This is a genomic window from Marinobacter sp. 3-2, assembly GCF_003751355.1.
In the GTDB taxonomy this organism is placed as follows: domain Bacteria; phylum Pseudomonadota; class Gammaproteobacteria; order Pseudomonadales; family Oleiphilaceae; genus Marinobacter; species Marinobacter adhaerens.
On the sequence record NZ_RJUQ01000011.1, the window covers coordinates 186654 to 211270 of the forward strand.

Genomic DNA, 24617 nt, shown 5'->3' on the forward strand with positions numbered 1-24617 from the left:
TCTCGGGCGAAATGTTCGCAAAAACAACATAGCGAACATCCGGCTTCAAATTCATCCCCAACGCAACAACACCAGTAACCAGGCCACCGAAACCGCCAGCGCCACCCAGAGGGTGATATCGCTGACCGCCAGGAAGGTTAGATGTATATACGCAGCCGATAACAATCCGATAAACAACCGGTCACCACGGGTGGTGGCTATCGGCAGAAACCCCTTTCTCTCGGTGCACGGGGAGACAATTTCGTAAACCGTCATTACCGCTAGAATTCCCGCAATCACTGCAAAGAAGATGGCGACGGTCGGCGTCCAGTTCATCCAGGCAATCATAAAACGTCTCCTTACACGCGTCCGAGGGCGAAGCCTTTGGCAACATGGTTACGAACGAACCAGATCACCAGCAGGCCGGGAATAATGGTGAGCGAACCGGCGGCAGCCAGAACACCCCAGTCGATACCGCTCGCCCCTATAGTTCGGGTCATAATCGCCCCGATCGGCTGGGCATCCACGGACGTTAGCGTCCGGGCCAGCAGCAGCTCTACCCAGGAGAACATGAAGGCAAAGAAGGCCGTCACCCCGATCCCGGAACGAATCATCGGCAGGAACACCTTCACGAAAAATTTCGGAAAGCTGTAGCCATCAATATAGGCCATCTCGTCATACTCACGGGGAACACCGGACATGAACCCTTCCAGAATCCAGACAGCCAGGGGCACGTTGAACAGGCAGTGAGCCAGTGCCACCGCAATGTGGGTATCGAAAAGGCCAATGGATGAATAAAGCTGGAAGAAAGGCAGCAGGAAGACCGCCGGCGGCGCCATCCGGTTGCTCAGCAGCCAGAAAAACAGATGCTTGTCACCCAGGAACTTGTAGCGACTAAACGCATAGGCGGCAGGCAGGGCCACAAGTAACGTGATGACCACGTTGATCGACACGTAGATCATCGAATTGATGTAGCCGTTGTACCAGCTGGGATCCGTAAAGATCACGGCATAGTTATCCAGGGTGAAGTTCTGGGGCCAAAGGGTAAGCCCGCCCAGAATTTCCTGGTTGGTCTTGAACGACATGTTCAACAACCAGTAGATCGGAGTCAGAAGCAAAAGAATAAACAGCGTAATCCCGACGTTTTTCGAACGTGTCTGTCTCATCACACTCTCCTTATTTTTCTTTGTCGGCGTGCGTAATGGCGGTAAAGAAGAGCCACGAAATCAGCAAGACGATCAGGAAATAGATCAGCGAGAACGCGGCCGCGCGCCCGAGATCGAACTGCCCGATGGCCATAGTTGTAAGAGTCTGGCTCAGGAAGGTCGTGGAACTGCCGGGACCACCACCAGTCAGCACAAAAGGCTCTATGTAAATCATGAAACTGTCCATGAACCGCAGGAGAACCGCGATGATCAGAACGCTTTTAAGCCTGGGGAGCTGGATATACCGGAACACGGCCCATTTCGAGGCGCGGTCGATCTCAGCCGCCTGGTAGAAAGCTTCCGGAATCGCCCTCAGCCCGGAGTAGCAGAGCAGGGCCACCAGGGGCGTCCAGTGCCAGACGTCCATCAAGAGAACCGTCAGCCAGGCATCGAGGGTGTCTCCGGTGTAGTTGTAATCTATACCCAACTGGTTAATGCCCCATCCGAACAGACCGATATCGCCGCGGGCAAAAATCTGCCAGATGGTGCCAACCACATTCCAGGGAATCAGCAGTGGAATGGCCAGAAGAATCAGGCACAGGGAACCCTTGATACCGGATTTCGGCATCATGAGGGCAACACCGATACCCAGAGGAATCTGGATCAGCAGTACCGCACCCGAGAATATAAATTGACGAATCAGGGAATCCTGCAGGCGCTCATCAGTCAGTACCTCTTTAAACCACTCTGTGCCTACAAAGAACGCCTGGCCCGGGCCAAAAATATCCTGGACCGAGTAATTCACCACGGTCATCAGGGGAATCAGCGCCGAGAAGGCAACGAGCAGGAATACCGGCAGCACCAGCCACCAGGCTCTATTGTTTTGTACCTTTTGCATCACTGTTGCTCCTGTACCAGGAATTCATCCACATACAGCTTCAGCCATTGCCTCGGGAACGAGAGGTGAACCTTACTGCCAATCGATGCGGCGAACTCCTCGCTCTGCCGGACTTTCATTTTTTCATGGTCAAGCTGAACGGTAACAATCTTGTAGGTACCCAGGTCCTCTACATCCAGGACCTCGGCCTCGAAGGTGTCGTCTGAAGCCACAGAGGACACTTCCACAAACTCGGGACGGATTCCGATCTTGATGTTGGTGGACCTGGTCCGCTGCAAGACATCTACCTGCCAGGACTCGAGTGACACAACTGTGCTTCCGAAACACACGCCCCGGGGACACCGCTGCACTTCAATAAGGTTCATGCCGGGGCTGCCAATGAAAAAGCCCACGAAGGTATGGTTGGGCTGTTCGAACAGCTCGGTCGGCGTACCAAACTGGACAATCTGCCCGCCGTACATCACCGCTATCTTGTCGGCAAAGGTGGAGGCCTCGAGCTGGTCGTGGGTGACATACACCATGGTGATGTCAAACTGCTCGTGAATCTGCTTTAGCTTGCGGCGCAGTTTCCACTTGAGTTGCGGATCGATCACCGTCAGTGGCTCGTCGAACAGAATCGCGGACACGTCCTCCCGAACCAGGCCGCGGCCCATGGATACCTTCTGCTTTTCATCCGCGGTCAGGTTCTTCGCCTTCTTGTAGAGCTTGTCCTCTATTTCGAGGACCTCTGCAATCTCATGGACGCGGGCCTTGATCTTGGAGGCTGGCACCTTGTTGTTCTTCAGTGGGAACGCCAGGTTGTCGTATACCGTCATTGAGTCGTAAATGACGGGGAACTGAAAAACCTGGGCGATATTCCTGTCCCGGGGAGACAGTTCATTGACCCGCTTGCCGTCAAACAGAACATCACCTTCCGAAGGCTGAACAAGACCGGAAATAATGTTCAGCATGGTGCTTTTTCCGCAGCCCGACGGACCGAGCAGAGCGTATGCCCCACCTTTGTGCCAGACATGGTCAAGCTGGCGAATCGCGTAATCATCCGGCCCGGTAGGCATATCGCTGTAGCTGTGGGCGAGTGATTTCAATTGAATTTCAGCCATCAGACAGACCCTCCTGAAACCTGGGACGGTGTGTGCACCAGTTGCTCGTCGTTGTCGAAAACGAAAAGCTTGTTGATTGGCAGGTACACCTTGATGGGTGAACCCGTGTGGTACTGATGCACGCCCATCAGTTGCAACACCATTTCAAAGTGGCTGTTCTCAACGTGCATGAAGGTTTCAGAACCACTGATCTCACTGAGCTCCACCTCCATGGACATCTCCAGGTCATCATCACTGGTGGGCACCAGACCGATATGGCTGGGACGGATCCCGAACCAGTAATCACCCGGTTTCAGCTTCGCCAATTCCTGCGTGAGCGCGTGGTGGGAGTATTCGTCGAAGGTCACCTCGGTTTCGGAAACCCGGCCACGAATCATGTTCATTGGAGGCTCGCTGAACAATTGTGCAGCGAGAGTGTTCACCGGTGCCCGATAGACATCCATCACCGGGCCGGTCTGAACGACCTGCCCCTCGTGCAGTAATGTTGTTGTACCGCCGAGTGCAAGGGCTTCATTGGCCTCTGTGGTTGCGTACACCGCAATACACTGGCGCTCGCGGAACAGATCCCGCAGTTCCGCCCGGAGCTCTTCGCGCAGCTTGTAATCAAGGTTGACCAGTGGCTCATCGAAAAGCACCAGGGTCGCATCTTTAACCAGCGCCCGGGCCATGGCCGTTCGCTGCTGTTGACCACCCGACAGTTCCAGGGGATAGCGCTTCAGCAGAGGGTCAATCCGGAGCATCGACGCGGTTTCTTTCACCCGACGATCAATCTCGGAATCGGTCATCTTTGCAAGCCGCAGGGGCGAAGCAATGTTTTCGTAGACCGTCAGGTTGGGATAATTGATGAACTGCTGGTAGATCATCGAAATATTACGGTTCTGTACGCTCTGCCCTGTTACGTCCTCGCCGTTGTATATCAGACGGCCATTATCGGGCTTGTCTAACCCGGCCATCAATCGCATCAGCGAGGTCTTTCCGGCCAGTGTCCGGCCGAGCAGAACGTTAAAGGAACCTGCCTCAAAGGTGAGGTTGGCATCCCGTATGTAGTCGACACCGTCGACCTCACGTGAGAGATTCTCCAGTGTTAAGGACATAGGCTTTCCTTTTTGTTCTTGTGGAAACGCGCTTCGGGACCGGCATACACCGACCGCGAAAATTCGATTTCGAATCCACTAACGCAAACGGTGTACCACTTCTTTAAGGTTTGTAGGTATCTCTACCTACAGCACTGTTTTTCAAGACTTTAAATTTTTATGACGATTTCCTATCCGAAAATAGCAATGTTCGTTTAGCAATACTCTGTTCAAAATGAACATTGACGTGAACAGCATTTGCACAGATTATTGAGCAACAGCAAGGACAGGCCTGTTCCACTTTGCTGCTCGAATCGTCAACCAGAACAACAAACGAAAAACTGAGTGACGCCTGATGAGAAAAAACGAATATTCGGATTATCGAAGTGTGATTGCCGATTCCTGGAACCGCTGTATTGCCTGGGGCCTTGATCACGATCATGAGCCAGCACCGTTGAGACCAGAGCCCGCGAGGTTAGAGGAGATAAATCGACAGCACAGCGAACTGCTTTCGGTGACCGAAGCAGAAGTTCTGCCCTATTACCGAAACGTCCTATCAAACAGCCGATGTCTCATCCTGCTTGCCGATCAGCACGCAACCGTACTCAGCAGCTGGGGTGATGAACGCATCACCGAGACCCGTCTCAAACCCTGGTTCCAGACCGGTGCAAACTGGCAAGAGCAGAACTGCGGTACCAACGCTATTGGCACATCAATTGCGGTGGGGGGCCCCGTTCAGATTCAGCGTAATGAACATTTTCTGAAAACAAACCGGAGCATCATCGGCTCTGCCGCACCGATTTTCGATGCCCACCGCCAGATCGCGGGTGTTCTGAGCGTGTTTAGCGACGCCTATCTGCCTCAGGCTCACACGTTAGGCATGGTGCGACTGCTGTCCCAATCTGTGGAAAACCGCCTGATCAATCGTCAGTTCGGGCCGGATCACTTCCAGATCACCCTGAATACAACGGCGGACAACTTCGATAGCCCCTGGTCCGGCATTCTCGTGTGTGATGATTCCGGTCAGGTGATCGCCAGCAACCAGAGGGCAGATCAGCTTCTGGGAATGAACACCGTCGAAGCCAGGCTGGATGAGCTATTCACCCGCCACCGGAATCACATCCTCGGCCACCCTGAAACAGAAACCCTGCAACTGACCACCCGGAGCAAGGTCCGTCTTAGTGCCCGGATCAAACGCCCCACCCGAATCCCCGACGCCAACGGAAAAACAAAGCCTTCTCCAGTACCGGAGGACCTCCGACAATCCGCCCGACCGCTCGACATCGACAATCTTGATTACGGCGATTCCGCGGTCAAACGCTGTGCTACGCAAAGTCTCAAAGTTCTGGAGCGGGGTTTACCGGTACTCATCACCGGCGAAACGGGGGTAGGCAAGGAAGTGCTGGTGAAAGCTCTTCACCGCGCATCCCACCGCAAGGACCAGCCGCTGGTCGCGGTCAACTGCGCAGCCATTCCGCCGGAGCTGGTCGAATCGGAATTGTTCGGTTATGAAGCCGGTGCTTTCACCGGCGCAAGGGCGCAGGGATCACTGGGGTTCATACGAAAAGCGCACAAGGGCGTTCTGTTCCTCGACGAGATCGGCGAAATGCCTCTTTCTGCGCAGTCGCGTCTATTGCGTGTTCTACAGGAAAGGGTCGTTACACCGGTGGGATCCACCGACAGCGTCCCGGTCGATATTCTGTTGGTTACGGCAACCAATCGACCGCTGACCACCCGGATTGAAAACGGCCACTTCCGGGCCGACCTCTACTACCGCATCAACGGGTTGTGCGTCGAACTCCCAGCCCTTCGAAACCGTGCCGACAGGCGGATGCTGATACAGAGCCTGTATGCCCGGCACCGGGATCCGGGTCAGTCTGAGCAACTTTCACCGAAAGTCCTTTCGGCCCTGGAAGCCCACCCCTGGCCCGGTAACATCCGCCAACTGGTAAATGTGCTGAGGGTCGCCATCGCAATTGCCGACGGCGAGCAGGTGCAGGTTTGGCACCTGCCAGAAGATTTTCTTGCAGAGTTCGAGGCCAACCCCCTTGAACAGAGCGATCCACCGATGCAGGAACAGCCAGTTGCTGGTTCCGAAGCAGAAACCGAGGACACCCTTGCTAGAACCCTGCAAATTTACCGGAAATGCACCGGCAATATCTCGCAGGCGGCCAGAGAACTGTCCATCAGCCGCAACACCCTCTATAAGCGCCTGCGGGAAATGGGTGTTCGCTGACGTTCGTTGCCGCGGCCGCTTTGTTGTGTCAAAGCTTTTGCACCGCTTGGCTCCAGCCGTCGTAGAGCTTATCCCGATGCTCTTTAGTCATAACCGGCTCAAAATTCCGATCGCATCGCCACAAGTCCGAAAGCTCCTCGAGAGAGCCATAGACCCCGGCTTCCAGACCGGCGAGGTAGGCGGCGCCAAGCGCCGTGGTTTCAACCAGTGAAGGTCGATCCACCCGGGCGCCGAGAATGTCTGCCAGGAACTGGAGGACCCAGTTGTTGGCCACCATACCACCGTCGACTCTGAGGTTGACTGGGCGGATGCCGTCCTTTTCCATGGCTTTTTGCAGATCCTTGGTCTGGTAGCAGACCGATTGCAGACCTGCCGTCACAATCTCCTTGATACCGGTATCACGAGTCAGGCCGAATATCGCGCCTCTCGCGTTGGGGTCCCAATAAGGTGCCCCAAGCCCGGTAAACGCAGGCACCAGATAGACGCCGTGGTCGACCGGCGTCCCCTCTGCCAACGGCTCTGTTTCACAGGCATCCCGGATAAGCCGAAGCCCGTCCCTCAGCCATTGAATGGTGGCCCCGGCAATGAAAATACTGCCCTCAAGGGCATAGGTAGGCTTGCCATTTACCCGGTACGCCACCGTCGTAAGCAAACGGTGCTTCGACTGCAAAGCCTTGTCGCCAGTATTGAGCATCAGAAAGCAACCCGTGCCGTAGGTGCTTTTCGCCATGCCAATGCCAAAGCAGGTCTGACCGAACAGGGCCGCCTGCTGATCGCCGGCCACCCCCAATACCGAGGTGCCGTTGAGTGCCCCGCCCTCGGTGATCCGCCCGAACTGATCGGCGGAATCCATCACCTCCGGCAACAGCGATTCGGGAATATCGAAAAGTTGCAGAAGCTCCGGATCCCATTTCTGGTTGTGAATGTTGAACAGCAGCGTACGACTGGCATTGGTGGCGTCAGTACGGTGCTCACGGCCACCGGTCAACCGCCACAACAGGAAGCTATCAACCGTCCCGAACGCAAGCTCTCCGCGCTCCGCACGCTCCCTGACTCCAGCGACATTTTCCAGAATCCAGCGGAGTTTGGTGGCCGAGAAATACGGATCAACCAGCAACCCGGTTTTGCTGCTGACCCACGGCTCAAGCCCCTCACTCTTCAGGGATTCGCAGTAGGAGGCTGTCCGCCGGTCCTGCCAGACAATAGCGTTATATACGGGCTCCCCGGTTTGACGATCCCATACCACAGTGGTCTCGCGCTGATTGGTAATGCCCACCGCGATCACTTCATCGCGATCACCACATTCCTCAGCCATCACCGCGTCGCAGGTCTGCTTAACCGATGACCAGAGATCCTCCGGATTGTGCTCTACCCAGCCACTGGCCGGGAAATGCTGCGGAAACTCTTGCTGGCGGGTGGCGTGTATGTTGCCCTGCAGGTCAAAGAGTATGGCTCTGGAACTGGTAGTTCCCTGATCAATGGAGAGTATGTACTGGCTCATAGAATTTCGACCTCGGTTTCTTATTTTTTCGTATTTTTACTTTTTTGAACATAAATGCCAAGTGGTTTTCACGGCAAGCGCGCATCTGGCCAACCTGTCCCGGTAAAAAAGCTGCATAACCCGCTGAAAACCACTAAACTTTGGGGATGTTTTCGGACGCACTATATTTCGCATGAGAAAAATGACAGAGCGGAGGAGGTTTTAATGGCACAGCGTCGCCGACAGGATCTGATTATGGAGCTGATCCAGCAGAACGGTTTCGTCACCACCGAACAGCTGGTAGACCAGTTCAAGGTGACGCCTCAGACCATCCGCCGGGACCTGAATGAACTCGCCAAACAGAAGAAACTCCGCAGGCACCATGGTGGAGCCGGCATTGACTCCAGCACTGTGAACACCGCCTATCAGGCCCGCAAGATCATGGATCTTGAAGCCAAGGAACGAATTGCCGAAGCACTCGTGGAGCTTATTCCTGATAACTCCTCAATGTTCATCAACATCGGCACCACCACCGAAACCATTGCCAAGGCACTGCTTGAGAAAAACAACCTGCAGATCGTCACCAACAACCTGCACGTCGCATCTATTCTCTCCGCCAAAGAAGACTTCCATGTCATCATTGCCGGTGGGGAAGTACGTAACCGCGACGGCGGCATCGTCGGTGAAGCCACACGGGACTTCATCAATCAGTTCAAAATGGACTTCGGCATTATCGGCATCAGCGGCATTCATAACGATGGCTCCCTGCTCGATTTCGATTACCGCGAAGTCCGCGTCGCCCAGGCAATCATTGCCAACTCCAACCAGGTTCTTCTTGCTGCCGACCATTCCAAGTTCGGGCGCAACGCCATGGTCCGTCTCGGCAGCATCTCCCAGGCTGACCACGTGTTTACCGACCAGCAACCTCCTGTAGAGATCCGCCAATTGCTGACCGAGCATAACGTACAGCTTCATATCGTCTGATTTCTTTTCGGTCCCTCCTGTTCGAAAATGTGACCGCCTCGCTCTTTTCGTTTTTTTTCTATTTTTTCCTTTACGAATATCCTTGCCTTTCGCATAATAGTTCCATACCGCTTATTGAACATTGAAAAGTGCGCATCACAACAAAGCGTCTTTTCCAGTGGCGTCAGGAGATGACCAACAATGACTATGGAGCACGAACAGTTTGACGTTATTGTCGTTGGCGGCGGAGTCAACGGCACCGGCATTGCCATGGACGCAGCCGGGCGAGGTCTGAAAGTCCTGCTATGTGAAATGAATGATCTGGCTTCGGCTACCTCATCCAGCAGCAGCAAGCTGATACACGGCGGCCTTCGTTATCTTGAGCACTACGAATTCCGACTGGTCCGGGAGGCACTGGCTGAACGCGAGTCTCTGCTTCGCAACTCGCCACACATCATGTGGCCAATGCGCTTTCGGCTACCTCACCGCCCTCACCTGCGCCCGGCATGGATGATTCGAACCGGCCTCTTCCTTTATGACCATCTGGCAAAGCGTGAGATCCTGCCGGGCTCTCGCTCGATCAAATTCGGGGCAGACGATCCGCTCAAACCCGATATCACCAAGGGCTTTGAGTACTCGGACGGTTGGGTTGACGATGCCCGCCTGGTGGTTCTGACCGCAAAAAAAGCCCAGCAATTCGGTGCGCAGATTCTTACACGCACCAAATGCGTCAAAGCTGAACAGGGCTCCCGAGAGTGGCAAGTGACCCTCCGTGACATGACCGATGAGACCGAGAAAACCGTCTCGGCAAAGGCAATAGTGAACGCTTCGGGCCCCTGGGTGAGCCGGTTGTTCGGAGAAACGCTGTCGATGCCCGCCCCGAAGATGATTCGCATGGTTAAAGGCAGTCATATCGTTGTTCCGAGGCTGAACAAGGGAACCGAAGCCTATATTCTCCAGAACGAAGATGAGCGGATAGTGTTTGTTATTCCCTACGAGGATGAATTTTCGCTCGTGGGCACAACCGACGTGGACTACGAGGGTGACCCTAAAAAAGCCAAGATTTCGCCCGAGGAAACTGATTATCTTCTCAACATTGTGAACTCTCACTTCAAGCGACAACTTGTACCTTCAGATGTGATCTGGTCGTACTCCGGCGTACGCCCTCTGATGGATGATGAGCAGGAAAACGCTCAGAAAGCCTCGCGGGATTATTCTTTTGAGATCAACAGCGAGAAAGGCAAGGCACCGCTGATTTCAGTCTTCGGGGGCAAGATAACGACCTACCGCAAGCTGGCCGAAGCCGCGACTGACAAACTGTGCCAGTTCTTTCCCGAAGCCGGCGGACGCTGGACCAAGAAAGGGGTTTTACCAGGCGGTGACTTTGCCAATCACGAGGCTCTGGAGGAAACTCTGCGTCTCGACTATCCATGGCTCGCCGAGAAGGTCATCAGCCGCTATGTTCGCACTTACGGCACAACCAGCTATGACATTCTCAGAAATTGTACGTCTATGGAAGACCTCGGTATTCATTTCGCCGGAACTCTCTATGAACGTGAGGTCGAACACCTGGTCAAGAACGAGTGGGCCATGACGTCGGAGGATATTCTCTGGCGCAGGACCAAACAGGGGCTATACGCCAGCGACTCCGATATCGAATCCCTGGAACGTTATCTGATGAAAACTGTCACCACTGAAACTCGCAAAACTGCTCTCCACCACAGCGCCTGAAGCTCTCTCAGGCATCCTTGCTCCGGCCGGATAATTCCGCCCGGAGCTTTTTTCGGCGCTTCCACGGCCAGGGATTTTTGGCTTGGGAGAAGTCGGCCAGGCAGAGGAGACTCCTAAAACACGCTGTAAATACTTCCCTGTACGCTCGGCTCCGCCATCCATGGCTCCGGACGGTTTTAGGAGTCTCCTCTGCCTGCCCTCCCATACATTTTCGGAATCTCGGACAATAAAAAAGGTTGAGGAATTAACCTCAACCTTTTGAGCACCGACTTCCGAGGGTGCTTGCCTCTTTTTGAGACAATCAGAACGTCAGTTGCGAACCAAAGATGATCGCATCGTATTCGCCCTGACCATTCCCCGTGCCCAGTGTCGTGTATTCCGCCATCAGGGTGAGGTGGTCTGTTGCTGCGTAGCGGGCAAACAGCATGGTCAGATCGGTATCGTCACCATCACCGGCGATGAAGTCGTCCTCACCTTCACCATAACTGACACCGAGTGTGGTCCGGTTGATCTGATAGGTTGTTTCAACATACCACTGGCTTGCGTCTTCTTCGTTCGGGTCCAGGCGCGCGGCAAACACACCGTTGCCTGTGCCCTGGGTGATGCCGTAGTTGCCACGAACACTCAGACCACCCAGCGAGACGGAACCACCGAAATCGATACCAGACATAGTGTAGTCATCGAAGGTGCCGGTTTTGGAGTCCACATCCTGGGTAAAGCCACTGGACCAAAGGGAGAAGTTGTCGCCGGAATAGACCACGTTCGCTTCGATGCGGGGCATGGTGTACTCGGCATCAGTAACGCCATCCACTTTCGACGGGCTAAACAGACCAACCTTGAATTGCAGGCCACCCAAGTTGTTGGAGGTGTACATCACACGGGGCGTGAAGTTGGCGTAAAAGTACCCGTTACCGATGCGCCCGGCGGTGGCCGCCACCTGGTCTGGCCCGCCAATGAGGCCGACACCCAACGCGCTGCCGTTATCACCAATGGCAGGAACCCCATAGATCCCGAAGCCTTTTCCTATATTAACCTTGCCAAAATCACCTGCCACTGCAATCTCCGAGACCCGACTGCGGAACTCCGTATTGGCATCACCGGGCGCAATATTGGCATTCATCTGGAAGTGGCCTGACACCTCCAAGCCGTTCTGGGTGGGCGCATAGATGTTCGTTTGCAGTGTTGCGGGGTTAAAACCGGTTGTGATGGTGAAAGAATCCTCATCGGTTGGCTCGTCATAGTTTCCGAACACCGCAAAGATCGGAATATGGCCGTTGAAGCCCGCCTTCCACCCATTATCGGACTCGAAAGAAACTTCCGCCATGACTGGAGAGGAGACACCTGCCGCCAATACCAGTGCGGCTGCCATTGGGGCTTTCCGGAAAGAGCGGTTGTTGGACGATATAAAAACGTTGTTATTTTCGATCATGTTAATTTCCTGTTTTTGTTAGCGCTGAACTTTAGCCAGCCAACCGAAACACCTCGCCAAAAGCCTTAGCCCCGGCCAGGCGCGTGGCAGCCAACTGCGTTAACGAACCGATTTATTTTCGCTTTAAGACAAAACAGTTCGAAACAGCACAAATTTAGCGCTCAAAATTCCAAATGAAAAGTTTATGATCGAAAAAATTTTCGTTTAGACGTGCCGCACATAGGAAAAAATTCCATTTAATGACTTTAACTTGTTGTATTAAAGGTATTAAATCTCAAATAGCCTAATCCTAAAATTTTTCGTTGACGAACCTTTTAGCGAACCATATGATCGTAAATTGTACGAAAAGCAACAAAAACAAGAGACGATCATGAACAAACTCGCGTTGTTAATAGGGCTGACACTACTGATTGGCCCACCGGTAACCGCCGGGCCTCTTTTCGAGTCGCTCTCTGGGGAGAAGCAGTCGCAGATCCGCACGCTGATCGAAGACCATTTCCCGGATTCAACTCTGTCCGCGGATGAACAGGCGGAAGAGCTGGCCTGGTTTGCCCATGCAGCCTCTGAGCTAAAGGGAACAGAGATCTCGGTTCTGTCCGAACAACTGCCGACCCACGATTACGAGGCAGAAGTCCTGGCACCTGCTTTTTCCGAGCTGACGGAGATTCCGGTAACACACGATAGAAGGCCAGAGGGCGAAGTCATTCGCCAGATCAATCTCCAGCGAATCATGGCTGCCAAGGGCCGATACGATGCGTTCGTTAACGACTCAGACATGATCGGCACCCACTCCCGCAGCGGCTGGGCTCTCGCACTCAGCGATTACATGGAGGGCGCGGGCGAGGCATTTACCCTGCCTACCCTGTCACTGGAAGATTTCATTGGGCTGGAATTTGTTACTGGGCCGGATGGGAAGATGTACCAGTTGCCCGATCAGCAGTTCGCCAACCTTTACTGGTTCCGATACGACTGGTTCCAACGCCCGGAACTGAGGGTTCGGTTCATGGAGCGTTACGGTTACGAGCTTGGCGTGCCCGTCAACTGGTCTGCCTATGAAGATATTGCAGAATTTTTCACGGTACACGTTCGGGAAATTGATGGTGAAAGGGTTTACGGCCACATGGACTACGGCAAGCGTGATCCCTCCCTGGGATGGCGCTTCACCGACGCCTGGTTTTCCATGGCAGGCGCGGGTGATCGGGGTATTCCCAACGGCCTGCCCGTCGATGAATGGGGCATTCGTATGGAAGGCTGCCATCCTGTTGGCTCTTCTGTCAGTCGCGGCGGCGCCACCAACAGTCCTGCGGCGGTCTACGCACTGGCAAAATACATAGACTGGTTACAGCGCTTCGCGCCTCCTGAAGCCGCAAACATGACGTTTTCAGAAGCCGGACCCGTGCCGGCCAGAGGCCAGGTAGCACAGCAGATTTTCTGGTATACCGCCTTCACATCCGACATGGCAAAAGAGGGTTTACCCGTCGTCAATGAAGACGGCACTCCGAAATGGCGCATGGCGCCCTCTCCTCGCGGCGCCTATTGGCAAGAGGGAATGAAACTGGGATACCAGGACGTTGGCGCCTGGACCATTCCCAGGGCCATGGGTTCGAACCAGCAGAAAGCAGCTTGGCTTTACGCCCAATTTACCGTCTCGCGTACGGTATCACTGCAGAAGACCCTCTATGGCCTCACCCCGATTCGCCTCTCAGACCTGGAGTCGCCGCAAATGCAAGAAAAAGCGCCGACACTGGGCGGTTTGGTCGAATTCTATCGGAGTCCTGCCAGGACAGCCTGGTCGCCGACGGGTGTGAACGTGCCAGACTATCCCCGCCTGGCCAAACTATGGTGGCCTAACATCGCCGATGCGGTAACAGGCAAAGTCACTCCTCAGCAGGCGCTCGATAACCTGGCCGCAGCGCAGGACAGGACTCTGTCGGTCATTGAGCGTAATTTCCTGGCCGGTGATTGCGGCCCGAAAATGGCAAAGGAAGAGCAATTAAAGGACGCCGACTGGTGGCTGGCGCAGCCGGGCGCGCCCAAACCACGTCTGCGCAACGAGAAACCGCCGGGCAAAACCATCCGATACGAGGATCTGCTCAAGCAGTGGGACGTTGCTGCCAAATGAACACCGATGAAACTAGAGACTCCAGCGGACGTTGCCGGCTGAGCACACCGGCTATCCGTACTCGGGTGCGAGAAGAAGAGCCACCCGACGCTGCAGTTCAGGCACAACATCACTTTCGAACCAGGGATTGCGACGCAGCCACAGGTTGTTTCTCGGGCTGGGATGAGGCATCGGGAGAACATCTGGCCAGTAGTCCTGCCAATGTTGCACGTTGGCTGTTACGGATTTTCGGCCGTCGGCAAGGTGCCAGGCGTGCGCATACTGCCCGATAACCAGCGTGAGCCCAATCTGCGGCAGACGATCCAGCAGCAGGTTCCGCCAGGCTGGCGCGCACTCCGGCCGCGGCGGAAGATCTCCGGACTTGCCTGTGCCCGGATAGCAAAACCCCATCGGCAGGATCGCGAGCTTCTGCTCGTCATAGAAGGTATCCCGGGTAACCCCCATCCATTGCCGAAGCCTATCGCCGCTGGGATCGTTGAAGGGCAGCCCGGTTTCATGCACGCGCCTACCCGGAGCCTGCCCGACTACGAGAATTCTGGCGCTTTCAGATATCTGTATGACAGGCCTCGGCCCGCGTGGAAGAACGTCGGCGCAAATCGTACACGCCCGCACGCGCCGAACCAGGTCATCGAAGGGAAGCCGGGAAAGGTCCTCTGTCATGAGCGTTCCGTTATCAGGGTGATTGCATATACCGTCATTTCCCGTAACGATAGAGGCACAATCACGACACAACAAGTCTCGAAGGACACATCATGAATGCGAAAGCAGGCTCTCTCCCGCTGCCGGAAATCGATATCGAAGAGTTCCGGAAAGTTGTTCGCACGCGCCGCTCCATCAGGCGCTTCACCGATGAGCCGATTCCTGAGGCCGTGCTTAAAGATTGCCTGGAACTGGCAACCCTGGCTCCGAATTCCAGTAACCTTCAGCCCTGGGAATTTTTCGTTGTCCGCACGCCGGAGCTCAAGGCAGAACTCGCCCACGCCTGTCTTGGCCAGAATGCAGCGAAAACCGCCGCTGCGCTGATCGTAGTGGTTGCCCGACCGGATAGCTGGCGGGCTCATGCACGGCAAGCTCTTGAGGATTGGCCAGAAGAAAAACTGCCGCCCATCGTCGAAAAATACTACCGCAAAGTCGCCCCGATTCATTACAACCAGGGGCCGCTTGGTATTCTGGGTTTAGCCAAAAAAGCGGCAGGCCTTGCGGTGGGAATTACCAGGCCGGTGCCCCGGGGGCCCTACTCCAATTGCGAGATGAAAATCTGGGCTACCAAATCCACAGCCCTGGCTGCCCAGAACCTCATGCTTGCGCTCCGCGCCCACGGGTATGATTCCTGCCCCATGGAGGGTTTTGACGAGCATCGCGTGAAGAAGCTTATTAATCTGCCCGGAAAAGGATTGGTAACCATGGTACTGGCAGCCGGCCGACGGGCTGAAAACGGCGTCTATAACCGCCAGTACCGTTTTGATCAGCGCCAGATGGTGCACTACCTCTGATCCAGTAACGGCAATCCGGCCTCATACTTCCGGATTGCCCAGTGCCTCGGCAGCCCCCAGCAGGCCGGTGTAGGGCTCGGTGACCACATAGACCGGTGTGAACTCCAGCAGCGGGCGCATTCTTCCCTTATCCTCAAAGCCATTTCGGAACGGGCTTTCGAGAAAGAACTCGAGGAAACGGGGCAGGATTCCGCCACACAGGAAGACACCGCCTGTGCTACCCAGGGTCAGAACGCCATTGCCGGCTACCCGACCGAGAATTTCACAGAAATGGCTGAGCGTGTGGCGGGCCAGCCTGTCGGTGTTTTCTACCGCAGCCGCGGTGATTTTCTCCGGCGCATCCAGTGGCGCCGCAACGCCCTGAATCTCCGCATGGGCCTGATACAGGTTCAACAAGCCCTGACCGCACAGAATCCGTTCCACGGACACCCGGCCAAACCGGGCCTTGAGAATCCGCAGCACAGCCATTTCGGCATCGTCCGTGGGCGCGAAATCCACGTGGCCACCCTCGGTCATCAACGGCACCCAGCCATGCTCGATGGGCACTAACCCTGAAACACCGAGCCCGGTTCCCGGACCCATCACCAGCCTGGGGCGCCGGCTGTCACCGGGGCCGCCGCAAACATGCACCAGATGGTCGTTCGCAACGTGAGGAACGCCGAGGGCCATGGCGGTAAAATCGTTGATCACCTTGAACCTGGACCAGCCAAACTGTGCTCGGACTTCTTCGGTATCAAAAAGCCAGTGGTTGTTGGTCATCCGAACCTGGGTCCCGCGAACCGGTGAGGCAACAGCCAGACAGGCCCCGTCGACCTCCGAAACCCCAACCCTAGCCAGGTAATCCCGCACTGCGTCATCGAGGTTCGCATATTCTCCGCAGGGCAAAATCTTGATGGCGCGAGGCTGCACGGTTCCCTGTTCTACCAGGGCAAAACGCGCATTGGTGCCACCAATATCACCGACCAGTGAATAGTGTGTTGCTGTCATGCCTCGTGATTCCAGAAAAAGCTGGCCCCTTCCTCGGGATTGCTGGCAGCGCGTCGCATCCAGCCAAATAACTCCCGACCGTAGCCGCGATGATACCCGGTCAGGTCCGCTTTTTCAGATTCCCGGCCGGCGAACTCCTGATCATCCACGCGGATGGCAAGAACACCACTCTCGGCATCCAGACAAACCATGTCGCCATTCTTGACCTTGGCCAGCGGGCCACCGTCCAGCGCCTCCGGGTAGACATGGATCGCCGCAGGTACCTTGCCCGACGCACCGGACATACGGCCATCCGTCACCAGACCAACCTGGAATCCGCGATCCTGCAACACGCCAAGGTAGGGGGTAAGCTTGTGCAGCTCTGGCATACCATTGCTCTTGGGACCCTGGAAACGCACGATCACAATACAATCCCTGTCCAGATCCCCTGCCTCAAAGGCTGCCTTGAGTTCGTTCTGGTCGTTGAACACAACGGCCGGCGCTTCAACTTTACGGTGCTCCGGGGCAACGGCAGAGACCTTGATAACGCCCCGACCGAGGTTGCCATCAAGCACCCTCAGCCCACCATCGGGTGCAAACGGCTCGGCAACCGGGCTGAGCACATCCGGGCGAAGACTTTTTTCCGGCGCGGGCTTCCACACCAGTTGCTCATCCGACAACTCCGGCATCTCGGTATAGCGCTCAAGGCCATAGCCAACCACTGTGTTCACATCGTTATGCACGTATCCGCCGCTCAGCAGTTCCCTGATCAGGAACGGCGTTCCGCCAGCCTCGTGGAACGCATTCACGTCTTCCTGCCCGTTAGGGTAGATCCGGGTCATGGACGGAACCACGGAGGAAAGCTCGGCGTAGTCGTTCCAGTCGATGATGATCCCCGCCGCCCGGGCAATCGCTATCCAGTGAATGGTGTGATTGGTGGAACCGCCAGTAACCAGCAGCGCCACCAGAGCATTAACAATGCTCTTTTCATCCACCATATCGCCCAGACCCAGCTCGCCACCGTGAGGCTTGGACAGCCTGATCACCTGCTCGGTCGCCGCCCGGGTAAGCTCATCACGGAGCGGCGTATTGGGGTTCACAAACGCAGACCCCGGCATATGCAGGCCCATGACTTCCACCAACAGCTGGTTGCTGTTGGCGGTGCCGTAAAACGTACAGGTGCCGGGGCTGTGATAGGACTTGCTCTCGGCCTCCAGCAATTCTTCCTTGCCAACTTTGCCCTCGGCGTAAAGCTGGCGGATCCGCTGTTTCTCCTTGTTCGGGAGCCCTGAAGGCATTGGACCTGCCGGAAGCAGAATAGTGGGCAGATAGCCGAAGCTCAGCGAGCCTATCAGAAGGCCAGGCACAATCTTGTCGCAGATCCCCAAAAGCAGCGTGGCATCGAACATGTTGTGACTGAGGGCCACGGCCGTACTCATGGCAATGGTGTCCCGGGAGAACAGGCTCAGCTCCATACCCGGCTGGCCCTGGGTTACGCCGTCACACATGGCCGGCGTGCCCCCGGCCACCTGAGCCACCGACCCCATTCCACGGGCCGCCTCCCGAATAATATCCGGGAACTTTTCGTAGGGTTGGTGGGCCGAAAGCATATCGTTATAGGCCGTTACCATGGCCACGTTGGCCTTGTTCATGAATTTCAGGGTGTCTTTGTCGCCCTGATTACAGGCCGCGAAACCGTGGGCCAGATTGCCGCAGGACAGAGAGCTCCGGTGTGGAGACTGGGCTTTGAGGGCATTCATGCGGTTCAGGTAATCCTGCCGCGTTGGGCGACTGCGCTCGATGATTCTCTGGGTAACCTTATCTACGGTCGGGTGCATGGTGGGCTCCATTGCGTAATTTATTAGAGTGGTCGCTTTTAGACGTAATTTTACTTCCTTTTTTTGGCATTTCCACCGTTGAATCGTTCATTTCTTCTTTTTTTGTTGTTATATTTACTACATTACTAAGGTAAAACGAACAAAAAACGACCACCCGAGGAGTCAGACAATGACAATCCGTATCGCAATTAACGGTTTTGGCCGCATCGGTCGCAATGTTCTCAGAGCATTGTATGAAAATAACTACCGGAGCCAGCTACAGGTTGTTGCCATTAACGACCTTGGCGACGCCGAAACCAACGCCCATCTGCTCAAGTATGACAGTGTTCATGGTCGATTTGAGGCCGATGTCAGCCACGACTCAGAATCGCTGACAGTGAACGGCGACCGCATTGCCATCACAGCACTGCGCAACCCCGAAGAACTGCCCTGGAAAGATCACCGTGTCGATGTTGTTTTCGAGTGCACCGGGCTTTTCACCAAACGGGACAAGGCGGCAGCTCACCTGAAAGCCGGCGCGCGCAAGGTCATCATCTCTGCACCCAGCCCCGATGCGGATGCCATGATTGTCTACGGCGTGAATCACGAAACCCTGACCACCAATCACGACATTATCTCCAACGCGTCTTGCACTACCAACTGCCTGGCACCGGTTGTTGAAGCTTTGCACAAGGCCATCGGCATCGAGAGTGGCCTGATGACCACCATCCACTCCTACACCAACGACCAGAAACTGAGCGACGTGTACCACTCTGATCTTTACCGCGCTCGCTCTGCCACTCAATCGATGATTCCAACGAAGACCGGCGCGGCTGCCGCCATTGGCAAGGTTATTCCGGAACTTGAGGGAAAGCTTGATGGCCTCGCAGTTCGCGTCCCCACCATCAACGTATCATTGGTGGACTTTGGCTTTATCGCCAGCCGCGAAACGACCGTTGACGAAGTAAACGAAGCGATAAAAACAGCGGCCGAGAAAAATCCGGTTCTTGGTTATAATATCGAGAAACTGGTCAGCATCGACTTCAATCACAACGCACTTTCCAGCATCTATGATGCCAACCACACCCGCGTCCTGGGTCGTCACGTAAAAGTCATGGCCTGGTACGATAATGAATGGGGCTTCTCGAATCGTATGCTGGATAATGCCCTCGCCCTCATCGAGGCCGGCCAGTAAATCTGGCCGTTTCGGCTGATTCCGCTACTCTGTTCGAGACCATTTTTAAGAACCAAAGGACACCAACCATGCTCAGGCGTACCAAGATTGTCGCCACTCTCGGCCCGGCCACCGATTCACCGGAATCCCTCGCGGCCATTATCGCCGCCGGTGTGGATGTCACCCGACTCAACTTTTCCCACGGCAGCGCCGAAGAGCACATCGGGCGAGCCCGCCGGGTTCGCGAAGCAGCAGCGGCCCAGGGCCGGTTCGTCGCACTGCTGGCCGATTTGCAGGGCCCCAAGTTACGCATCGCACGGTTCTCGGAGAACAAGGTCACCCTCAAGGCAGGCCAGACGTTTATCCTGGACGCTGCCATGGACAAGGAGGCGGGTACCGAGGAAAAGGTCGGCATCGACTACGAGCAACTGATCGAAGATGTGGAACCGGGAGACATTCTGGTTCTGGACGATGGCCGCATTGAGATGGAAGTGCAGTCGGTCAGCGACCACAGCATCACTTCCACCGTGCTTATCGGAGGCCCGCTCTCGAATAACAAGGGCCTGAACAAGCGCGGCGGCGGCCTGTCCGCCGAGGCGCTGACGGAAAAAGACAAACAGGACATCGTGACGGCCGCCAAACTGGGCGCGGATTACGTGGCGGTTTCGTTTGTGCGTACTGCCGAGGATATGCACATCGCCCGGCGCCTGCTGAAAGAGGCCGGCTCCGACGCAGGCCTGGTCGCAAAAATCGAACGGGCGGAACTGGCCGACGATGTGGAAGCCCTGGACGCGGTAATCGAAGCATCCGATGCCGTGATGGTTGCCCGTGGCGATCTCGCCGTTGAAATCGGCGACGCCCAGTTGGTGGGCGTACAGAAGCACATCATCTCCCGCGCCCGCGTTCTCAACCGCGCGGTGATCACGGCCACGCAGATGATGGAGTCGATGATCACCAGCCCGATGCCAACGCGAGCCGAAGTCTCAGACGTTGCCAACGCGGTGATGGACTACACCGATGCAGTGATGCTGTCTGCGGAAACAGCCGTGGGCGATTATCCCAAGGAAGCTGTCGAAGCCATGGTGCGCATCTGCCTGGGCGCAGAAAAGCATCCGTCGATGCATCAGTCCAAACACCGGATTCACGAGAGCATGGAGGAAGTTGATGAAGCTATCGCTCTTTCCGCCATGTACGCCGCGAACCACCTTGAGGGTGTCTCGGCCATTATCTGCATGACCGAGACGGGTGCCACGCCGAGGTTGATGTCTCGCATCAAGTCGAGCCTGCCAATCTTTGCGTTTTCGCGCCATCACTCCACCCAGCATCGGGTCGTTATGTTCCGTGGCGTTCAGACGGTGCCTTTCGATTCAGCCAAGATTCCGAACGAGCGGACCAACGCTTTGGCGGTGTCGGAGCTGGTGAATCGCGGAGCAGTCAAGGACGGTGATCTGGTGGTGATTACCAAGGGTGATTATGTGAATGCCCAGGGTGGGACCAACACCATGAAGATTGTTCGGGTTGGTTCTGATATTCGCTGACTGTAAGCCTTCTTTCCAGCCCTTAGTCTATTGTGGCGTGGCCTTGTAGCCTGCGACAATGTGCGAATCGGCAGTGGGGTTCCCCTTTCCAAAAAACGCTACGAGCACATCCATGTGCGCTTGGCTGTGGCCATCCTTGGCCACAGACATTTTTGGAAAGGGGAACCCCACTCCCTCGTTCAGAATGTTGCAGTTTTCTCGGCGTGACAGTTTCTCGAGTATTGAGACCTACAAGGTTGCGACGAATACTCGCGTTATCGGAAGTTTTGCTAAGCGCTTCTGGGCGGGGCTGACGGGAATGTCGCTGGCCATGGATGGCCAGCGCCAAGCGCACATGGATGTGCTCGTAGCGTTTCCCGTCAGCCCCGCCCAGAAGCGCGCAAACGCCGAAACCGTCAGGCTACAAGAACGAGAACAAGACCAAAGTCAGAGGTCCGCCAGACTCCCCCGCGCAATCTCGGTAATCTGCGCCCAGTCTTTAGCCGCCACCACATCTGCAGGGGTCAACCAGGTGCCACCAACGGCCTGGACGTTGCCCAGTGCCAGGTAGTCTGCCGCGGTGTTTCGGCGGATGCCGCCGGTTGGGCAGAAGGTAACGTCCGGGAATGGCCCGCTAAAGGCTTTGAGGGCCGGGATGCCGCCGGCGACTTCGGCGGGGAAGAATTTGAATTCGCGGTACCCGAGGTTATAGCCAATCATCATTTCCGAGATGGTGGCAATGCCCGGCAACAGCGGGGCTTCGGAGGTTAGGCCGAATTCCAGAATGGCTTCGGTTACGCCCGGGGTGATTACGAACTGGGCGCCAGCGGCCTCTACCTGTCGGTACTGGGCAATGCTGGTAACGGTGCCCGCACCCACCCAGGCGTCCGGGATGGCTTTGCGGACTTCTTCGATGGCTTTTAGGCCGTGTTCAGTGCGCAGGGTAATTTCGAGGACGTTGATGCCGCCATCAACGAGAGCCTGGCAGAGGGGCACGGCGTCGTCGAGGTCTTGAATGGCGATGACCGGCACCAGGGGTGAGGATTGCAGTACTGACCTGACGCGCTCGCGATGGTAATCGGAAAGTTGGCTCACGGTTTTCTCCATAACAAATGTCGGGCGTTTCAGGGACTCCAGAACACCTGGAGGCCTGGTTTCAGGAAAGCTCTGATTGGCATCTCGAGCACCTTGTCCGGTTCAGACATAGCACGGTCCAGCGTCTGCAATTTGTCCTCGCCCTTCAGATGCAACGCGGTGAATCGGGCATCTCTAAGGGGTGGCCAGGTCAAGGTGATGCGTTTCTGCGGCTGCGACGCGGGCGTGGCGGGCGCAACGATTTCCTGGCATTCAGGATTCATCGCACTTTCCAATTCGGGTGCGTCGGGAAACAGTGAGGCGGTATGGCCGTCGTTGCCCATACCAAGAATCAGCACGTCGATGGGCAGGGCCAGGTTCACGAGCTCGGCCTTCACTCGCTCAAGACCCTCTGAGGGTGTCGCACCAGGCTGTTTGAGCGACAGGAACCGGGCCGAGGCCGCCTTATTCTGCAGCAGGTTCTCCCGAACCAGGCGGGTATTGCTGGCGTCATCGTTTTCTTCCACCCAACGCTCATCCGCCAGCAGAACGTCTACCCTGCCCCAATCCAGATCCTTGCCGGACAGCGCCCTGAAAAATGGCAGCGGCGTGGAACCGCCGGATACCACCAGGCTCGCCCTGGGCACCTCTCTCAGGCGGGCCGCCAGAAATCCCGCCACGGCATCAGCAAGATCCAGGGCCACGCCATCAGCGGTTTCACCTGAGCGATCACTGACACCCTCGGGCAAACGCAGATCAGACATCTTCATACCAGCTCCTGCCATCCCGGGTAATCATGGCGATGGAAGCAACGGGGCCCCAGGTTCCCGCCGCGTAACGTTTTGGCGGCTCGCCGCCATCCTTCCAGTTCCGAATAACCTGATCGACCCAGCGCCAGGCATACTCCACCTCGTCACGGCGCACGAACAGGTACTGGTTACCCTTCATTACCTCCCAAAGCAAACGCTCGTAGGCGTCGGGAATCCGATCGGTAACAAAGGTCTCAGAAAAGGTGAGCTCCAGAGGGCCTTGACGAAGTCGCATGCCCTTATCCAGGCCCTGGTCCTTGGTGAGGATCTTCAGGGCCATGCCTTCGTCAGGCTGAAGACGGATAATCAGCTTGTTGTTGGCAAGGTGCTTCTGGTCCGGATCAAAAATGTAATGCGGCGCAGGCTTGAAGTGGATGATGATCTGGGACAGCTTTTCGGGGAGGCGTTTACCAGTGCGAATGTAAAACGGGACACCTGACCAGCGCCAGTTGTCGATCTCTGCTTTCAGGGCAACGAAAGTTTCAGTAGCGCTGCCCTTGTTTGCCCCCTCCTCTTCCAGATAGCCGGGCACCGGCCTGCCGTTACTGGTGCCGGCGGTGTACTGGCCACGCACCACGTAACTGTCCATCATATCGGGCGTTATGCGCTTCAAGGCCTTGAGAACCTTGACCTTCTCATCCCGGATGCTGTCGGCAGACAGGTCCGAGGGCGGGTCCATGGCGATCAGGCACAGCAGCTGAAGCAGGTGATTCTGGATCATATCGCGAATCTGGCCAGCTTTGTCGAAATAGCCCCACCGTCCCTCGATTCCAACGCTCTCGGCCACCGTGATCTCCACGTGGGAAATGTGGTTCTGGTCCCACTGGGAGGCAAACAGGTTATTGGCAAAACGCAGAGCGATCAGATTCTGGACCGTTTCCTTACCCAGGTAATGATCAATCCGGAACAGCTGGTTCTCGTTGTAGACCTCGCCAAGCTCATCGTTGATCACCTTCGACGACTCCAGGTCGTGACCGATCGGCTTCTCGACCACTACCCGCGTCTTCTCGGTGCAGCAACTGGCGGCCCGCAGGTTTCGGGCTATGACGCCATACATGGACGGCGGGGTGGCCATATAAACAATAAGCTCATTATTGGCGTCATCACGCCACTCGTTGAGCACAGCAAAAGCGTCGGGCTCGTTAAAATCCAGAATCTGGTAATCGACCCGCTTCAGGAAGGATTCGGCCAGTCCAGCATCGAACTCTTCCGGCTTTACGTGCTGCTTGAGTTTGTCAAACAACTGCTGGCGCACGGTCTCGGTATCGGCATCTGAGCGGGCAATGGCCAGAACCCGGCTCCCCTCCGCCAAGAGGTTGGCGCGCTCAAGCTGGTACAGCGCCGGAAACAGTTTTCGCTGGGCAAGGTCACCCAAAGCTCCGAAGAGCATCAGGTCACAACGGGTATTGATCTTGTTGACCATTGGTTCCTTCTCTCTGGTGGGCAGTCCGTCGCAAAAACTCAACGACAGAACTCAATGTAGTAATTTTAACCAAATAATGACATCCAAAAATCGTTTTTCCAAGAAAAAACTGCGCTTTGTGATACTTTTACTACCCCAAAACCGGTAAAAAAGCGGTATAATCACCGCGTTTTCAAGACAACGACCGC

At 55.9% G+C, this 24617-nt stretch carries 20 protein-coding genes; 7 read left to right on the top strand and 13 right to left on the bottom strand.

Features of this window, described 5'->3' with window-relative positions:
- Positions 1–51: 51 nt before the first annotated feature.
- Genes EDB94_RS02660 through EDB94_RS02680 form a run of 5 tightly spaced genes read right to left on the bottom strand, consistent with a single transcriptional unit; the run spans position 52 to position 4216 of the window.
- Positions 52–327, bottom strand: a complete 276-nt coding sequence (locus EDB94_RS02660) for a DUF2160 domain-containing protein (protein WP_014577499.1) — start codon at positions 325–327, stop codon at positions 52–54.
- Positions 328–338: 11 nt separating this feature from the next.
- On the bottom strand, positions 339–1145 hold the full coding sequence (locus tag EDB94_RS02665) for a carbohydrate ABC transporter permease (RefSeq protein WP_008174643.1): 807 nt from the start codon (positions 1143–1145) through the stop codon (positions 339–341).
- 10 nt (positions 1146–1155) lie between these two features.
- A complete protein-coding gene (locus tag EDB94_RS02670) occupies positions 1156–2022 on the bottom strand; it encodes a carbohydrate ABC transporter permease (RefSeq protein WP_014577501.1) in 867 nt (288 codons plus the stop codon).
- A complete protein-coding gene (locus EDB94_RS02675) occupies positions 2022–3122 on the bottom strand; it encodes an ABC transporter ATP-binding protein (protein WP_014577502.1) in 1101 nt (366 codons plus the stop codon). The genes EDB94_RS02670 and EDB94_RS02675 overlap by 1 nt, the downstream gene beginning before the upstream one ends.
- A complete protein-coding gene (locus EDB94_RS02680; protein WP_062782466.1) occupies positions 3122–4216 on the bottom strand; it encodes an ABC transporter ATP-binding protein in 1095 nt (364 codons plus the stop codon). Before EDB94_RS02680 ends, EDB94_RS02675 begins: the two co-directional genes overlap by 1 nt.
- A 334-nt stretch (positions 4217–4550) precedes the next feature.
- Here EDB94_RS02680 and EDB94_RS02685 point away from each other — a divergent pair, with 334 nt between their 5' ends.
- Entirely contained in the window at positions 4551–6431 is a 1881-nt protein-coding gene (locus EDB94_RS02685; RefSeq protein ID WP_108017389.1) for a sigma-54-dependent Fis family transcriptional regulator, read from the top strand.
- Positions 6432–6459: 28 nt separating this feature from the next.
- On the opposite strand, the gene glpK is transcribed toward EDB94_RS02685, so the two are convergent.
- A complete protein-coding gene (gene glpK, locus EDB94_RS02690; RefSeq protein ID WP_092029869.1) occupies positions 6460–7932 on the bottom strand; it encodes a glycerol kinase GlpK in 1473 nt (490 codons plus the stop codon).
- Positions 7933–8136: 204 nt separating this feature from the next.
- Here glpK and EDB94_RS02695 point away from each other — a divergent pair, with 204 nt between their 5' ends.
- Entirely contained in the window at positions 8137–8895 is a 759-nt protein-coding gene (locus tag EDB94_RS02695; protein ID WP_053112348.1) for a DeoR/GlpR family transcriptional regulator, read from the top strand.
- A 180-nt stretch (positions 8896–9075) separates the two neighbouring features.
- Positions 9076–10605: a glycerol-3-phosphate dehydrogenase gene (gene glpD, locus EDB94_RS02700; protein ID WP_108017390.1), complete on the top strand. Its 1530-nt coding sequence runs from the start codon at positions 9076–9078 to the stop codon at positions 10603–10605.
- Between the two features lie 301 nt (positions 10606–10906).
- Here the strand turns inward: glpD and EDB94_RS02705 are convergent, their stop codons facing one another.
- Positions 10907–12034, bottom strand: a complete 1128-nt coding sequence (locus EDB94_RS02705) for a porin (protein ID WP_014577508.1) — start codon at positions 12032–12034, stop codon at positions 10907–10909.
- Between the two features lie 370 nt (positions 12035–12404).
- Between EDB94_RS02705 and EDB94_RS02710 the strand changes: the two genes are divergently transcribed.
- Complete coding sequence (locus EDB94_RS02710; RefSeq protein ID WP_041645296.1) at positions 12405–14156, top strand: ABC transporter substrate-binding protein; 1752 nt, start codon at positions 12405–12407, stop codon at positions 14154–14156.
- A gap of 51 nt (positions 14157–14207) precedes the next feature.
- Here the strand turns inward: EDB94_RS02710 and EDB94_RS02715 are convergent, their stop codons facing one another.
- Positions 14208–14816 carry a uracil-DNA glycosylase family protein gene (locus tag EDB94_RS02715; protein ID WP_041645298.1) on the bottom strand — a complete coding sequence of 203 codons (609 nt, stop codon included), beginning with the start codon at positions 14814–14816 and terminating at the stop codon, positions 14208–14210.
- Positions 14817–14908: 92 nt separating this feature from the next.
- Here EDB94_RS02715 and EDB94_RS02720 point away from each other — a divergent pair, with 92 nt between their 5' ends.
- The gene (locus EDB94_RS02720) at positions 14909–15649 is read left to right on the top strand and encodes a nitroreductase family protein (RefSeq protein ID WP_062782451.1); all 741 of its coding nucleotides are present in this window, start codon (positions 14909–14911) and stop codon (positions 15647–15649) included.
- 21 nt (positions 15650–15670) lie between these two features.
- On the opposite strand, the gene EDB94_RS02725 is transcribed toward EDB94_RS02720, so the two are convergent.
- Positions 15671–16636 carry a glucokinase gene (locus EDB94_RS02725; RefSeq protein ID WP_014577512.1) on the bottom strand — a complete coding sequence of 322 codons (966 nt, stop codon included), beginning with the start codon at positions 16634–16636 and terminating at the stop codon, positions 15671–15673.
- Positions 16633–18453, bottom strand: coding sequence for a phosphogluconate dehydratase (gene edd / locus EDB94_RS02730; RefSeq protein ID WP_108017391.1), 1821 nt, complete (start codon positions 18451–18453; stop codon positions 16633–16635). The genes EDB94_RS02725 and edd overlap by 4 nt, the downstream gene beginning before the upstream one ends.
- Positions 18454–18622: 169 nt before the next feature.
- Here edd and gap point away from each other — a divergent pair, with 169 nt between their 5' ends.
- Positions 18623–19627, top strand: a complete 1005-nt coding sequence (gene gap, locus EDB94_RS02735) for a type I glyceraldehyde-3-phosphate dehydrogenase (protein ID WP_108017392.1) — start codon at positions 18623–18625, stop codon at positions 19625–19627.
- Between the two features lie 68 nt (positions 19628–19695).
- A complete protein-coding gene (gene pyk, locus EDB94_RS02740) occupies positions 19696–21144 on the top strand; it encodes a pyruvate kinase (protein WP_008174617.1) in 1449 nt (482 codons plus the stop codon).
- A gap of 426 nt (positions 21145–21570) precedes the next feature.
- Here pyk and EDB94_RS02745 read toward each other — a convergent pair whose 3' ends face one another.
- From EDB94_RS02745 to zwf, 3 genes are read right to left on the bottom strand one after another with little or no spacing between them, the layout of a single operon-like run.
- The gene (locus EDB94_RS02745) at positions 21571–22230 is read right to left on the bottom strand and encodes a bifunctional 4-hydroxy-2-oxoglutarate aldolase/2-dehydro-3-deoxy-phosphogluconate aldolase (protein ID WP_181259000.1); all 660 of its coding nucleotides are present in this window, start codon (positions 22228–22230) and stop codon (positions 21571–21573) included.
- 17 nt (positions 22231–22247) lie between these two features.
- Complete coding sequence (gene pgl / locus EDB94_RS02750) at positions 22248–22961, bottom strand: 6-phosphogluconolactonase (RefSeq protein WP_008174611.1); 714 nt, start codon at positions 22959–22961, stop codon at positions 22248–22250.
- Complete coding sequence (gene zwf, locus EDB94_RS02755) at positions 22954–24429, bottom strand: glucose-6-phosphate dehydrogenase (protein ID WP_108017393.1); 1476 nt, start codon at positions 24427–24429, stop codon at positions 22954–22956. Before zwf ends, pgl begins: the two co-directional genes overlap by 8 nt.
- Positions 24430–24617: the final 188 nt, after the last annotated feature.

Bases quoted from the DNA above. Each gene is read 5' to 3' on its own strand.
- EDB94_RS02745 (WP_181259000.1), bottom strand. From the start codon at position 22,230: ATGGAGAAAACCGTGAGCCAACTTTCCGATTACCATCGCGAGCGCGTC.
- EDB94_RS02680 (WP_062782466.1), bottom strand. From the start codon at position 4,216: ATGTCCTTAACACTGGAGAATCTCTCACGTGAGGTCGACGGTGTCGAC.
- EDB94_RS02695 (WP_053112348.1), top strand. From the start codon at position 8,137: ATGGCACAGCGTCGCCGACAGGATCTGATTATGGAGCTGATCCAGCAG.
- EDB94_RS02670 (WP_014577501.1), bottom strand. From the start codon at position 2,022: ATGCAAAAGGTACAAAACAATAGAGCCTGGTGGCTGGTGCTGCCGGTA.
- EDB94_RS02710 (WP_041645296.1), top strand. From the start codon at position 12,405: ATGAACAAACTCGCGTTGTTAATAGGGCTGACACTACTGATTGGCCCA.
- EDB94_RS02725 (WP_014577512.1), bottom strand. From the start codon at position 16,636: ATGACAGCAACACACTATTCACTGGTCGGTGATATTGGTGGCACCAAT.
- glpD (WP_108017390.1), top strand. From the start codon at position 9,076: ATGACTATGGAGCACGAACAGTTTGACGTTATTGTCGTTGGCGGCGGA.
- EDB94_RS02685 (WP_108017389.1), top strand. From the start codon at position 4,551: ATGAGAAAAAACGAATATTCGGATTATCGAAGTGTGATTGCCGATTCC.
- pgl (WP_008174611.1), bottom strand. From the start codon at position 22,961: ATGTCTGATCTGCGTTTGCCCGAGGGTGTCAGTGATCGCTCAGGTGAA.
- zwf (WP_108017393.1), bottom strand. From the start codon at position 24,429: ATGGTCAACAAGATCAATACCCGTTGTGACCTGATGCTCTTCGGAGCT.
- EDB94_RS02665 (WP_008174643.1), bottom strand. From the start codon at position 1,145: ATGAGACAGACACGTTCGAAAAACGTCGGGATTACGCTGTTTATTCTT.
- EDB94_RS02715 (WP_041645298.1), bottom strand. From the start codon at position 14,816: ATGACAGAGGACCTTTCCCGGCTTCCCTTCGATGACCTGGTTCGGCGC.
- glpK (WP_092029869.1), bottom strand. From the start codon at position 7,932: ATGAGCCAGTACATACTCTCCATTGATCAGGGAACTACCAGTTCCAGA.
- EDB94_RS02660 (WP_014577499.1), bottom strand. From the start codon at position 327: ATGATTGCCTGGATGAACTGGACGCCGACCGTCGCCATCTTCTTTGCA.
- gap (WP_108017392.1), top strand. From the start codon at position 18,623: ATGACAATCCGTATCGCAATTAACGGTTTTGGCCGCATCGGTCGCAAT.
- EDB94_RS02705 (WP_014577508.1), bottom strand. From the start codon at position 12,034: ATGATCGAAAATAACAACGTTTTTATATCGTCCAACAACCGCTCTTTC.
- EDB94_RS02720 (WP_062782451.1), top strand. From the start codon at position 14,909: ATGAATGCGAAAGCAGGCTCTCTCCCGCTGCCGGAAATCGATATCGAA.
- EDB94_RS02675 (WP_014577502.1), bottom strand. From the start codon at position 3,122: ATGGCTGAAATTCAATTGAAATCACTCGCCCACAGCTACAGCGATATG.
- pyk (WP_008174617.1), top strand. From the start codon at position 19,696: ATGCTCAGGCGTACCAAGATTGTCGCCACTCTCGGCCCGGCCACCGAT.
- edd (WP_108017391.1), bottom strand. From the start codon at position 18,453: ATGCACCCGACCGTAGATAAGGTTACCCAGAGAATCATCGAGCGCAGT.